The 12,136-nt window shown below is 66.7% G+C and carries 13 protein-coding genes; 12 read left to right on the top strand and 1 reads right to left on the bottom strand.

Going from position 1 to position 12,136, the window contains the following annotated elements; all coding sequences use genetic code 11:
• Positions 1–6: 6 nt before the first annotated feature.
• Both SPYCA_RS09750 and SPYCA_RS09745 read left to right on the top strand, forming a co-directional pair.
• Positions 7–816 carry a universal stress protein gene (locus tag SPYCA_RS09750; RefSeq protein WP_120219993.1) on the top strand — a complete coding sequence of 270 codons (810 nt, stop codon included), beginning with the start codon at positions 7–9 and terminating at the stop codon, positions 814–816.
• A 219-nt stretch (positions 817–1,035) separates the two neighbouring features.
• Positions 1,036–1,725, top strand: a complete 690-nt coding sequence (locus SPYCA_RS09745; protein WP_120219992.1) for a Crp/Fnr family transcriptional regulator — start codon at positions 1,036–1,038, stop codon at positions 1,723–1,725.
• 9 nt (positions 1,726–1,734) lie between these two features.
• Here the strand turns inward: SPYCA_RS09745 and SPYCA_RS09740 are convergent, their stop codons facing one another.
• Positions 1,735–2,406, bottom strand: coding sequence for an OmpW/AlkL family protein (locus SPYCA_RS09740; protein ID WP_120219991.1), 672 nt, complete (start codon positions 2,404–2,406; stop codon positions 1,735–1,737).
• Between the two features lie 169 nt (positions 2,407–2,575).
• Here SPYCA_RS09740 and ccoN point away from each other — a divergent pair, with 169 nt between their 5' ends.
• The 10 genes from ccoN (at position 2,576) to hemN (ending at position 12,136) form a co-directional block, all read left to right on the top strand.
• Entirely contained in the window at positions 2,576–4,234 is a 1,659-nt protein-coding gene (ccoN, locus tag SPYCA_RS09735) for a cytochrome-c oxidase, cbb3-type subunit I (protein ID WP_120222253.1), read from the top strand.
• Between the two features lie 12 nt (positions 4,235–4,246).
• On the top strand, positions 4,247–5,011 hold the full coding sequence (gene ccoO / locus SPYCA_RS09730) for a cytochrome-c oxidase, cbb3-type subunit II (protein ID WP_120219990.1): 765 nt from the start codon (positions 4,247–4,249) through the stop codon (positions 5,009–5,011).
• Positions 5,008–5,166 (top strand): cbb3-type cytochrome c oxidase subunit 3, encoded by a 159-nt coding sequence (locus SPYCA_RS09725; RefSeq protein WP_120219989.1) that lies wholly within the window; start codon positions 5,008–5,010, stop codon positions 5,164–5,166. Before ccoO ends, SPYCA_RS09725 begins: the two co-directional genes overlap by 4 nt.
• Positions 5,159–6,085: a cytochrome-c oxidase, cbb3-type subunit III gene (ccoP, locus tag SPYCA_RS09720; RefSeq protein ID WP_120219988.1), complete on the top strand. Its 927-nt coding sequence runs from the start codon at positions 5,159–5,161 to the stop codon at positions 6,083–6,085. Before SPYCA_RS09725 ends, ccoP begins: the two co-directional genes overlap by 8 nt.
• Positions 6,072–7,529 carry a cytochrome c oxidase accessory protein CcoG gene (gene ccoG / locus SPYCA_RS09715; RefSeq protein WP_120219987.1) on the top strand — a complete coding sequence of 486 codons (1,458 nt, stop codon included), beginning with the start codon at positions 6,072–6,074 and terminating at the stop codon, positions 7,527–7,529. The genes ccoP and ccoG overlap by 14 nt, the downstream gene beginning before the upstream one ends.
• Complete coding sequence (locus SPYCA_RS09710) at positions 7,526–7,996, top strand: FixH family protein (RefSeq protein ID WP_120219986.1); 471 nt, start codon at positions 7,526–7,528, stop codon at positions 7,994–7,996. The genes ccoG and SPYCA_RS09710 overlap by 4 nt, the downstream gene beginning before the upstream one ends.
• Complete coding sequence (locus SPYCA_RS09705; protein ID WP_232003255.1) at positions 7,993–10,239, top strand: heavy metal translocating P-type ATPase; 2,247 nt, start codon at positions 7,993–7,995, stop codon at positions 10,237–10,239. Before SPYCA_RS09710 ends, SPYCA_RS09705 begins: the two co-directional genes overlap by 4 nt.
• A gap of 132 nt (positions 10,240–10,371) precedes the next feature.
• A complete protein-coding gene (gene ccoS / locus SPYCA_RS09695; RefSeq protein ID WP_120222251.1) occupies positions 10,372–10,527 on the top strand; it encodes a cbb3-type cytochrome oxidase assembly protein CcoS in 156 nt (51 codons plus the stop codon).
• Positions 10,524–10,778 (top strand): hypothetical protein, encoded by a 255-nt coding sequence (locus SPYCA_RS09690; RefSeq protein ID WP_146625116.1) that lies wholly within the window; start codon positions 10,524–10,526, stop codon positions 10,776–10,778. The genes ccoS and SPYCA_RS09690 overlap by 4 nt, the downstream gene beginning before the upstream one ends.
• Positions 10,779–10,822: 44 nt before the next feature.
• Positions 10,823–12,136 (top strand): oxygen-independent coproporphyrinogen III oxidase, encoded by a 1,314-nt coding sequence (gene hemN, locus SPYCA_RS09685; protein WP_120219984.1) that lies wholly within the window; start codon positions 10,823–10,825, stop codon positions 12,134–12,136.

Below are 12,136 nucleotides of genomic sequence, written 5' to 3'. Positions count from 1 at the left end.
TGGACGATGAAGAATATCCTCATTCACGCCGCGGGCGACGAAGGCTTGACCACGCGGATCGAAAGCGCGCTGGCGATCGGTCGCCGCTTTGGCTCGCACCTCAGCTTTCTGATCAGTTCGCCCTATCAGCAATTTATCGCAGCCGATCCGTTCGGCGGCGTCTATCTGGCAAAAGAGCAGTTGGCGCAGGCCCAGATCGCCGATGCCGAGCTGGAAAAGCGACTGCGCGCCGAGCTCGAGCGCGAGGATGTGCCATGGGACATTGCGGTGGCGGACGGCGATGCGCTGTCGACGATGGCGCTTGCTGCGACGCTGGCCGATCTTTCCCTCGTCTCGCTTGGCGCGGCCGACCGGCGAGGGCGGCATGCGTCGACCATCGCCGCCGACCTGGCGCTTACGGTCCCGGTGCCGGTTCTTGCGCTGCCCGTTGAAGCGCCACCGATCGACCTCGACGCGCCGGTGATGGTGGCGTGGAACGGCAGTCCGCAGGCGGCGAGCGCGCTGCGCGCCGGCGTGGCGCTGATGCGTGACGCCGCCTCGGTCACGCTGGTGACGGTTGGCGACGACGACGGCCGCGTCGCGGCAGAGGATGCGCTGCGCTATATGTCGCGGCACGGCGTCCACGGCGAGCTGCGCCGCGAGGCGAAGGGAATGGATGCTTCCGAAGAAGTGCTGGTTCGCGTCGCCGACGAGATCGGCGCCGGGCTGGTCGTCATGGGCGCCTTTGGCCGGTCGCGGCTGCGCGAAACCTTGTTCGGCGGCGTCACGCGTTTCATGCTCGACGTCGCGCCCGCGCCCCTGCTGCTCATGCACTAGGCTGAATCGACATTCCGCTCTGGCGGTCTGCCAATGTCGGCTGTCCGGGCTTCCGGTGCTCAGGCGCCGAAAGCCCGCCGCGATGCGGGTCACGGAGAAGCCGCATTTCGCCCGGTGACCGTCTTCGACTCCGACGCGCCATCTTCCGAATGTCGACCCGCCCGAAGGTTTCGATTCGCGACGCTTTCCAAAGCCGCAGCCTTGCTGTAGGGCGACGGGGTGTCCGATTGTGCGACCTGTATTGTCCGAAACCGCGCCATCTGCGCGAGCCTCAACCCCGCGGAACTGGCTGCGCTGAGCCGGATGGGGCGCAAGCAGAAGGTGCGCGCCGGCCAGACGCTCCTGTGGGAAGGCGATGGCGCGCCCGTGGTCGCCAACGTGCTCGAAGGTGTGCTCAAGCTCGTCGTCTCGACTGCCGACGGGCGCGAGCAGATCGTCGGCGTCGTCTTTCCGTCCGATTTCATCGGTCGCCCGTTCGGCAAGGAAAGCCCCTATAGCGTCACCGCGATGACCGACGCCGAAGTCTGCATCTTCAATCGCAACAATTTCGACGAATTTGCGGGATCGCATCCCGATTTGCAGCAGAAGCTGCTCCGTCGCACGCTCGACGAGCTCGACCGGGCGCGGCACTGGATGATGCTGCTCGGGCGGAAATCGGCGTCGGAGAAGGTCGCGTCCTTCCTGCTCGAAATGTCCGAGCGCCTGGCGGGGCAGGGGTGCCGGTCGGGCGCGCGCGACGGCTTCGAACTGCCGTTCGGACGCCAGCAGATCGCCGACATACTGGGGCTGACGATCGAAACGACAAGCCGCCAGCTGACGCGGATGCGCGCCGACGGTCTGCTCGATCTGCCCTCACGCCGCGAGATCGTGATCCACGACCGCGCGGCGATGGAGGTCATGGCGGGATAGGCTTTCCGCTCAGAAACGGAAGGCGACCCCGGTGCTGATCACCCACGGATCGAGCCTGTGCCGCGTCTTCAGCACTTCGGTGCCGCCGGCATACCAGGTCGCGGTCGGACGCAGGAAATAGCGTTTGGCGTCGATCGACAGCGCCAGCCCCTTGCCGCCCAGCGGAATGTCGATCCCGGCCTGGAGCGCGGCGCCGAGCTTGTCGCCCATCTTTTGCCGCGTCGCGCCCAGCGCGCGCGTCGTCGCGCCCGGCTTTTCGTCGATGAAGATGAAATAGCTGGGGCCGACGCCGACATAGGGCCGCACGCCGCCGTCCTTGCCGAAATGATATTTGAGCGTCAGCGTCGCGGGAACGATCTTTGCGTCGGACACCAGCGTTGCGCCATCCAGCGCGCCGCGCCCGTCCACGTCATGCTGCGTCACCCCCGCGATGGTTTCGAGCGAGATGGCGTCGGAGACAAAATATTCGATCGCGACCGTCGGCGTGACATTGTCGTCGGCCTTGGCCTGCGTGCCCGCGGGCAGGCCGATCAGGTCGGTCTTGACGTCGCTGATCTTGCCGTCGGGGGCGACATAGGTCGCGAGCAGCTTGAACTGGACGTCGCCCGCCTTGGCAAATGCCTGGCCGGGCAGCGCAAGCGCGCCGACGAGCGCGATGAGCGGAAGCGTTCTGGTCTTCATGCAATGATCCTCCTGTTTGGACGGCGCATCCCTGCGTCGGGCCCGGTCGCGGGGCATTGATGCGGCGCAACAATTTCGTTGATCCCGATCAATGTTTCGCCGCGCGCACGCGTTCATGGCGGGCGCGAACCGCGCGGCGACCCCGCCGCGCCAGGCAGGGACAAGCGATATGGATGGTCTGGTGACGAAGGCGGGAGGCTGGCTGGCGCTGGCCCTGTTTGCGCTGGTTATGGCGGCGCTTGCGGTCGATGCGCCCTTCGCGGCGCATATGGTCATCGTCGCGCTCGCCTGCCTCGCGATGCTGTGGGCGACGATCAGTCGCGCCGACTATGGCGCCATCGCGCGTGGTCTGCTGAAGATGCCCGCCGACCAGGGCGCCTATGACGACGATCCGGTGCGCTGGGGGGTCATCGCGACGCTGTTCTGGGGGATAGCGGGAATGGCGGCGGGGCTGTTCATCGCGCTCCAGCTCGCCTTTCCGGCGCTCAACCTCAATCTCGAATATACGACCTTCGGGCGGCTGCGACCGCTCCACACGTCGGCGGTGATTTTTGCATTCGGCGGCAATGCGCTGATCGCGACAAGCTTTTACGTCGTGCAACGCACCTGCCGCGCGCGGCTCGCCTTTCCGAACCTCGCGCGCTTCGTCTTCTGGGGATATCAGCTCTTCATCGTCCTCGCCGCCACCGGCTATCTTATGGGGGTCACCGCGGCGAGGGAATATGCCGAGCCCGAATGGTATGTCGACCTGTGGCTGACGGTCGTGTGGGTGGCCTATCTGGCCGTTTTCGTCGGCACCATCGTCAGGCGCCGCGAACCGCACATCTATGTCGCGAACTGGTTCTACCTCAGCTTCATCATCACCATCGCGATGCTGCACATCGTCAACAATCTGTCGATGCCCGCCAGCCTTTTCGGATCGAAAAGCTACGCCGCCTTCGCCGGGGTGCAGGATGCGCTGACGCAATGGTGGTACGGGCATAATGCGGTCGGATTTTTCCTGACCGCCGGCTTCCTCGCGATGATGTATTATTTCGTCCCGAAGCAGGCCGAGCGGCCGGTATACAGCTACCGCCTGTCGATCATTCACTTCTGGTCGCTGATCTTCCTCTATATCTGGGCCGGACCGCACCACCTTCATTACACGGCGCTGCCCGACTGGGCGCAGACGCTGGGCATGGTGTTCTCGGTGATCCTGTGGATGCCGAGCTGGGGCGGGATGATCAACGGGCTGATGACGCTGAACGGCGCGTGGGACAAGATCCGCACCGACCCGATCATCCGCATGATGGTAATGGCGCTCGCCTTCTATGGCATGAGCACCTTCGAGGGCCCGATGATGTCGATCAAATGGGTCAACTCGATGTCGCACTACACCGACTGGACGATCGGCCATGTCCATTCGGGCGCGCTCGGCTGGAACGGCATGATCACCTTTGCCTGCGTCTATTATCTGGTGCCGCGCCTGTGGGGCCGTCCGCGCCTCTATAGCCTGCGCATGGTCAACTGGCACTTCTGGCTCGCGACCGTCGGCATCGTTTTCTACGCCGCGTCAATGTGGGTGGCGGGGATCATGCAGGGCCTGATGTGGCGCGAATATGGCGCCGACGGCTATCTCGTCTACAGCTTTGCCGAGAGCGTCGCGGCGATGCATCCGATGTACCTGATCCGCGCGGCGGGCGGGGCGATGTATCTCGCCGGCTTCCTCATCATGATCGTCAACGTCTGGGCGACGCTCGCCGGGAAAAGCCGCGCCGAAAAGCCGATGACCGAAACCCCCCACCATGCTGCGTCGGATCGTCCGCTCGCGCCCGTGCCCGCCGAATAAGGAGCCCGGCCCATGACCGCAAAACCCGCCGAAAATCGCATGAGCCACAAGAGGATCGAGCGCAATGTGACGCTGCTTGGCGCGCTTGCCCTGTTCACCGTGGCGATCGGCGGTATCGTCGAGATCGCGCCACTCTTCTGGATCGACAATACGGTCGAGAAGGTCGAGGGGATGCGCCCCTACACCCCGCTCGAACTCGCCGGGCGCAACATATACATGCGCGAAGGCTGCTACACCTGTCACAGCCAGATGATCCGTCCGTTCCGCGACGAGGTCGAACGCTATGGTCACTACAGCCTTGCCGCCGAGAGCATGTACGACCATCCGTTTCAATGGGGGTCGAAGCGCACCGGGCCGGATCTTGCGCGCGTCGGCGGTCGCTATTCGGACGAATGGCACAAGGCGCATCTGATCGACCCGCGCAGCGTGGTCCCTGAATCGATCATGCCGCCCTATGCCTTTCTGGCCGAGCGCGAACTTGCCGCTGGCGATATGTCGAACGACCTGACCGCGCTCTACCGCGTCGGCGTCCCCTACACGACGGCCGATATCGAAAAGGCGAACGACGACATCCGCGCGCAGGCCGACCCCGACGCCGGGGCGGGCGACCTTCAAAAGCGTTATCCGAAGGCGCAGGTGCGCGACTTCGATGGCGATCCGGCGCGGGTGACCGAGATGGATGCGCTGATCGCCTATCTCCAGATGCTCGGCACGCTGGTCGATGTCGACAAGGCGGCGGCGCAGGAGCGGCCCTCCGAAATGAGGGCGGCGCGATGACCTATGACGACCTCAGGCATTTTGCCGACAGCTGGGGGCTGCTCGCGATGACCCTGCTGTTCCTCACGCTGATCGCCTGGCCGTTCCGGCCAAGCGCCCGCGCGCGCAACGAAGAGGCCGCGAACATGATCTTCAAGGATGACGAGCATGGCTGATCCCAAACAGCGCATCGACGAAGCGACCGGCACGAGCACGGTCGGTCACGAATGGGACGGGATCGAGGAACTCGATACGCCGATGCCGCGCTGGTGGCTGTGGACCTTTTACGCCACGATTGTCTGGGGGCTGGCCTATGTCATCCTCTATCCGGCCTGGCCGATGGTCGACAGCGCGACCAGAGGTGTGCTCGGCTGGTCGAGCCGCGGCGACCTGGCAAAGGAAATAGCCGCCGACGCGCGGCGCCGCGCGCCGACGGTCAACGCCATCGCCGCGACCGCGATCACCGACCTGCCTGACAGGCCGGAGCTGATGCAGGCGGCGGTGCAGGGCGGCGGCGCGGCGTTCCGCGTCCATTGCGTGCAGTGCCATGGCGCAGGCGGAGCAGGGGTGAAAAATCTTTACCCCAGCCTGACCGACGACGACTGGCTGTGGGGCGGAGACCTTGCAAGCATCGAATATACGGTCACCCATGGCATCCGGAACCCCGATCACAAGGCAACGCGGACCAGCCTGATGCCGGCTTTCGGTCGCGACGGCATTCTCGACGCAAAGCAGATCGACGATGTCGTCAGTTTCGTTCGCACGATCAGCGGGCAGGAAGCGGCCAGCGCCGCATCGGCGCGCGGCGCGACGCTGTTCGCCGCCAATTGCGCCGTCTGCCACGGCGCGGGCGGTGAGGGCGGGCGGCAGGTGGGCGCGCCGAAGCTGACCGACGCGATCTGGCTTTACGGCGGCGATCGCAACAGCCTGACCGCGACGGTGAACCAGCCGCGCAACGGCGTGATGCCGCGCTGGAACAACCGGCTCGATCGGGTGACGATCAAGATGCTGTCGGCCTATGTCTATTCGCTGGGCGGCGGCGAAAAGGGGCTGGCGCCGGCCGCCGAAGGGGTGGGAGCCGATGGCCAGCCCTGAAGGCCTCTCCGGCCAGTCCGCGCCGCTATACGAAGCGCGGAAGGGCGTTTACCCAAAGGCGGTGAACGGCCCCTTCCGCCGTTTCAAATGGGCGATCATGGCGGTGACGCTGGCGATCTATTACGGTACGCCCTGGATCCGCTGGGACCGCGGCCCCTATGCGCCCGATCAGGCCGTGCTCGTCGATCTTGCGAACCGGCGTTTCTACATGTTCCAGATCGAGATCTGGCCGCACGAATTCTATTATGTCGCCGGGCTGCTCATCATGGCGGGGATCGGCCTGTTCCTCGTCACCAGCGCGGTGGGGCGCGCATGGTGCGGCTATGCCTGTCCGCAGACGGTGTGGACCGACCTGTTCCAGCATGTCGACCGGCTGGTCGACGGCGACCGCAACGCGCAGTTGCGGCTGGCGAACGGTCCGTGGACAGCCCGAAAGTTTGCGAAGCGGGCGGTCAAATATGGCATCTATCTGATCATCGCCTTCTGGACCGGCGGCGCATGGATCATGTATTTCGCCGATGCGCCGGCGCTGACGGCGGACTTCTGGACGGGCCAGGCAGCCCCCGTCGCCTATGGCACCGTCGCCGTGCTGACTGCGACGACTTTCATCCTTGGCGGATTCCTGCGCGAACAGGTGTGCGTCTATATGTGCCCCTGGCCGCGCATCCAGACCGCGATGATGGACGAAAAATCGCTGCTGGTGACCTACAAGGACTGGCGCGGCGAACCGCGCGGCAGCGTCAAGAAGGCGCAGGCGCACCCGGGTGCCTTTGGTGACTGCATCGACTGCAACCAGTGCGCCGCGGTGTGCCCGACCGGCATCGACATTCGCGAGGGGCCGCAGATCGGCTGCATCACCTGCGCGCTCTGCATCGACGCGTGCGACGGGGTGATGGCGCAGGTCGGACGCCCGCGCGGGCTGATCGACTATTGCACGCTCGACGATGCGGCGACCGAAAGGGCGGGCGGCGCCGGGCGGCCGATCCGCAGGACGCTGCTGCGCCCACGCACGCTGATCTATTTCGGCGTCTGGACCGCGATCGGCGCGGCGATGCTCTTTTCGCTCGGCCAGCGCACGCGGCTCGATCTTGCCGTCCAGCACGAACGCAGCCCGCTCTATGTCCAGCTGTCCGACGGCCATATCCGCAACAATTACACGCTGAAGCTGCGCAATATGGAAACGCGCCCGCGCGAGGCCGCGGTGAGCGTCAGCGGCCTGCCCGGCGCCGTGCTGTGGACCCACGCCGGTTCGCGCGAAAATGCGGCGCGGCGCATCGAGCTGACGCTGCCCCCTGACAGCGTCACACGCGTCCGACTTTTCGTCGCGGCGCCCGGCGCGGGACCGGCGCGGCAGGATTTCACGATCAGCACGCGCGGCCTCGACGGCGATCCGCGCGGCGACAGCGACACCATCCAGTTCGACCGGCCGGAGACAGGACAATGACTGACACACCGACGCCCCGGCGCTTCACCGGCCGACATATGGCCGTGATCCTCGTCGCTTTCTTTGCGGTCGTGATCGCGGTGAACGTCACCATGGCCCGCTTCGCCCTGTCGACCTTTGGCGGCAAGACGGTCGAAAACAGCTATGTCGCGAGCCAGCATTATAATGAATGGCTGCAACGCGCCCGCGCGCAGGACCGGCTCGGATGGGACGCGATCATCGCGCTCGACGCGACCCGGCGCGTCCTGCTGACCATCCGCAAGGACGGGGTTGCGCTCGACGGCGTTCGGGTTGCGGCGACGATCCATCATCCCGTCGGGCGCACCGCGTCCGCCGCGCTTCGTTTCGAGCGCGCGGCGGGCGGCGCGCTGCGCTCGGTCGAGCCGCTGGCGGTGGGGCGCTGGCGGCTCGACCTTACCGTCCGGCGCGGCGCCGACGAAGCGCGCTATCGCAGGGACGTGCGATGAGCGCGGCCGTCGTCGTCGAACGCGACTTTGCGGTGCCCGACATTCGCTGCGTCGGCTGCATCGCCAAGCTGGAGCAGGGGCTGGTGCGTGACAGGCGCATCGCCGCCGCGCGCGTCAATTTCACCGAAAAACGCGTGCGCCTGTCCTGCGCGCCCGACACCGACATGCCCGACCTGATCGACGCCTTTTCAAACCTGGGATTCGACGCGCACCCGATCGGCGAGGATTCCGGCCAGGCCGAAGCCGGGGCGGAAACGAGCCGCGAGCTGCTGCGTGCCGTCGCGGTGTCGGGCTTTGCGATGATGAACATCATGCTGCTGTCGGTATCGGTGTGGTCGGGCGCAGCGGGGGCGACGCGCGACCTGTTCCACTGGCTGTCGGCGGCGATCGCACTGCCGACCGTTGCCTATGCGGGTCGGCCCTTTTTTCGCTCGGCGTGGCGAGCGCTGCGCCGGGGGGGCACCAACATGGATGTGCCGATCAGCATCGGTGTCGCGCTCGTTTGCGCGATCAGCCTCCATGAGACGGCGACGAGCGGCCCGCACGCCTATTTCGATGGCGCGGTGATGCTGCTGTTTTTCCTGCTCACCGGCCGCTGGCTCGACAGCGTGATGCGCGACCGCGCACGGGACGGGGTGACGGCGCTGCTGCGCAATATGGGAACGGGAGCGATGGTGCTTGATGCAGAGGGGGGCAGCCGCTGGGTCGACGCCGCGGCGCTCGAACCGGGCATGGAGATGCTGGTGGCAGCGGGCGAACGCCTTGCCGCCGACGGTGTCGTCACCGGCGGGACGAGCCGAATCGACCTGTCGCTGCTGACGGGCGAGAGCGCGCCCCAGCCCGCGCGCGCCGACGACCGCGTCCATGCGGGGACGCTGAATCTCGACGCGCCGATCCACGTGCGCGTCACCGCCGCGGGCACCGGCACCATAATCGCCGATATCGCGCGGCTGATGGGCAAAGCGGCGCAGGGCAAGTCGCGCTATGTCCGCATCGCCGACCGCGCCGCCCGCCTCTATGCGCCGGCAGTCCATGTGCTTGCGCTGCTCGCCTGTGCCGGATGGATGGTCGCGGGCGCGGGCTGGCATCACAGCCTGCTGATCGCCGCTGCGGTGCTCATCATCACCTGTCCGTGCGCGCTGGGGCTCGCGGTGCCGGCGGCGCAGATCGTCGCGGCGAGCGAACTGATGCGCGCGGGCGTGCTCGTAAAGGACGGATCGGCGCTCGAACGGCTGGCCGAGGTCGATCTGGCGCTGATCGACAAGACGGGCACGCTGACGCTCGGCCGTCCCGAAGCGATCGGGCTGGAGCGGCTGGACGAAGACGCGCGATCGTTGATCCTCGCGCTGGCGCGGGCGAGCCGCCATCCGCTGAGCGCGGCGTTGACGCGTGAGCTTCTGGCGGCCGGCGTGCGCGCCGCCGAAACCGGCGCGATCCGGGAAAAGCCGGGATTCGGGATGGAGGCGCGCTGGCGCGGCCGCGTCGTGACGCTCGGACGGCCGCAGGGCGCTGACTTCGGTGATATCCTCGCGACCGAGCTTGCGATCGACGGTCGCCCGGTCGCGACGATCGCTTTCGCCGACCAGTTGCGTCCCGACGCCCGCGACGCGGTTCGCACGCTGCGGGCGGAGCGAATCCCGGCGATGATCCTGTCGGGCGACCGTGCCGAAGCGGTCGCCCCCGTTGCCCGCTACCTTGGCCTGACGGCGCAGACGGGAATGAGCCCGCAGGACAAGCTGGCGGCGATCGCACGGCAGGCGGCGCGAGGACGCAAGGTGCTGATGATCGGCGATGGGCTCAACGACGGTCCGGCGCTTGCGGCCGGCCATGCGTCGATGGCGCCGGGATCGGCAAGCGATGTCGGCAAGAATGCCGCCGACTGTGTCTTTCTTGGCGACCGGATGATGGCGGTGGTCCAGGCGATCCGCATGGCGCGGCGCACGCAGGCCGTCGTGCGGCAGAATCTTCTGTTCGCGATAGGCTATAATATCGTCGCGGTGCCGCTCGCCTTCATGGGGCTGGTCACGCCGCTCGTGGCCGCGATCGCCATGTCAGGTTCGTCGCTGATCGTGGTCGGCAACGCGCTGCGGCTTAGAGCGTTTTCGACCATTTTGGGTCACCGTGACGGAGCCGATTCTGGCCCGGTGCAAGGCGCGAGGAGAGGCGCGATGCGGACCATCGTGCCCGACGAGCAACGCAGCAATGGGCCAAAATCGGCCCGCCCCTTCGGGGTTGCGCTGTGAAGCCCGCCGGACTTCGTCGCGGGTCTTGCACGGGCTTCCGGCCCACGCGGCGCCCCGCTCCTCGCCAGCGGGCTTCACAGCGCAATCACGGTGATCCAAAATGATCGAAAAACGCTCAAAAAAGGCTATCCGGTGAACGGGCTGGCCTTCCTCATCCCGATCGCGCTCGGGCTCGGCCTGTTGGGGCTTGCGGCCTTTTTCTGGTCGCTCGGCAAGGGGCAGTTCGACGATCTCGACGGCGCCGCTCTGCGCATCTTCGTCGAGGATGAAGAGGCGCGGTCCCCATGATGGCGCGAAGGATCGCAGCACTGCTCGGCGCCGCGGCGATGATGCAGCCACCCGCCGCGGTCGAGGCGCGGGCGCTGATCGTGCGGTCGTGCGGCGGCGGGATACCCCGGACGATGCTGCTCGGCGAGCCAACCGATCCCGCCAATCCCGACCGGGACCGCGATTGCGCCAAGGTCTGCCATGTCGCCACCGACCGGCGCGGAAAGGGCGCGGCGAGCAAGGAGAGGCGCCGCGGATGCACGCGCTGTTGATTCCGATCAATGCCACACCGGGCCAGCGCGATTAGGAGGCGGGCATGTGGACCTATCATTCCGAACTGCTGGCCAAACCGGTGCCACGCTACACCAGCTATCCCACCGCGATGGAGTTCACCGGCGACGTCGGCGCCGAGGATTATCTGCGCGCGCTCGACCGGGTCGAGGCGGCGACGCCGATCTCGCTTTATGTCCATATCCCCTTTTGCGAACAGATATGCTGGTATTGCGGTTGCAATACCGGTGCGGCCGGGCGCAGGCAGCGGCTGGCCGACTATCTGGCAGCGCTTCGCGCCGAGATTGCGCTTGTGGCGAAGCGGCTCGGCGGGCGCGGGCGCGTGCAGCGCATCGCCTTTGGCGGTGGCAGCCCCAATGCGATTGCGCCCGTCGAACTGGTCCGCCTGCTCGATCGTATCCTGACCGTTTTCGATTGCCACCGCCCCGACATCTCGATCGAGCTGGATCCGCGCGGATTCGACGCCGAATGGGCGCTGGTGCTCGCCGCCGCGCGCGTTACGCGCGTCAGCCTGGGCGTCCAGACCTTTGCCCCACATGTTCAGCAGGCGATCGGGCGCATCCAGCCGCTTTCGCACATCGAGCGTGTCGTCGCCGGGCTTCGCCTCCGCGGCATCGAGGCGATCAATTTCGACCTGATGTACGGGCTGCCGGGGCAGACGCTGGACGATCTCGATGCGACCCTCGACGAAACGATCCGACTCGCGCCAAGCCGGATCGCGCTGTTCGGCTATGCCCACCTGCCCGATATGATCCCGCGGCAGCGACAGATTGAGGAAGCGACCCTCCCCGACCAGCGGCTGCGTTTCGAGCAGGCCGAGCTGGGCTTCCACCGGCTGACCGCCGCGGGTTATGCCTCCATCGGCTTCGACCATTTTGCGCGCGACGAAGATCCGTTGGCGATCGCGGCGCGCGAGGGACGCGTCAGCCGCAATTTCCAGGGATTTACCGAAGATACGGCTCCCGTGCTGCTCGGTTTCGGCGCGAGCGCGATCAGTCGCTTTCCGGACCTTCTTGTCCAGAATGAGAAGCGCGCGGGCCCCTATCGCGACAGGGTGAGCGAAGGGCGACCGCCGACAGCGCGCGGTGTAGCCGTCACCGATGCGGAGCGGTTGCGCGCCGCGCATATTTGTGACCTTCTGTGTCGCGGGCGAACTTCTGTCGGCAAGACGTGGCGGATGGCCGCGCGCGCGGCGCTGGCCGATTACGAGCGCCGTGCGATCGTCGAATGGGCCGGGAACGAACTGGTGATCCGCGACGAAGGCCTCCCCTATGCGCGCCACGTTGCGGCCCAGTTCGACCGCGTCAGGGGTGCGATCCGACCCGTCGACGGGCTCTGA

Source organism: Sphingopyxis sp. FD7, assembly GCF_003609835.1.
Classification (GTDB): Bacteria; Pseudomonadota; Alphaproteobacteria; order Sphingomonadales; family Sphingomonadaceae; genus Sphingopyxis.
Note: the sequence above shows the minus strand (reverse complement) of the source record. Positions and strands in the feature narration are given on the sequence as shown.

Coding starts and splice junctions, on each gene's coding strand:
- SPYCA_RS09705 (WP_232003255.1), top strand. CDS start 7,993: ATGAGCGCGGCCGTCGTCGTCGAACGCGACTTTGCGGTGCCCGACATT.
- ccoP (WP_120219988.1), top strand. CDS start 5,159: ATGGCTGATCCCAAACAGCGCATCGACGAAGCGACCGGCACGAGCACG.
- ccoG (WP_120219987.1), top strand. CDS start 6,072: ATGGCCAGCCCTGAAGGCCTCTCCGGCCAGTCCGCGCCGCTATACGAA.
- ccoN (WP_120222253.1), top strand. CDS start 2,576: ATGGATGGTCTGGTGACGAAGGCGGGAGGCTGGCTGGCGCTGGCCCTG.
- hemN (WP_120219984.1), top strand. CDS start 10,823: ATGTGGACCTATCATTCCGAACTGCTGGCCAAACCGGTGCCACGCTAC.
- SPYCA_RS09690 (WP_146625116.1), top strand. CDS start 10,524: ATGATGGCGCGAAGGATCGCAGCACTGCTCGGCGCCGCGGCGATGATG.
- SPYCA_RS09710 (WP_120219986.1), top strand. CDS start 7,526: ATGACTGACACACCGACGCCCCGGCGCTTCACCGGCCGACATATGGCC.
- SPYCA_RS09740 (WP_120219991.1), bottom strand. CDS start 2,406: ATGAAGACCAGAACGCTTCCGCTCATCGCGCTCGTCGGCGCGCTTGCG.
- ccoO (WP_120219990.1), top strand. CDS start 4,247: ATGACCGCAAAACCCGCCGAAAATCGCATGAGCCACAAGAGGATCGAG.
- SPYCA_RS09725 (WP_120219989.1), top strand. CDS start 5,008: ATGACCTATGACGACCTCAGGCATTTTGCCGACAGCTGGGGGCTGCTC.
- SPYCA_RS09750 (WP_120219993.1), top strand. CDS start 7: ATGAAGAATATCCTCATTCACGCCGCGGGCGACGAAGGCTTGACCACG.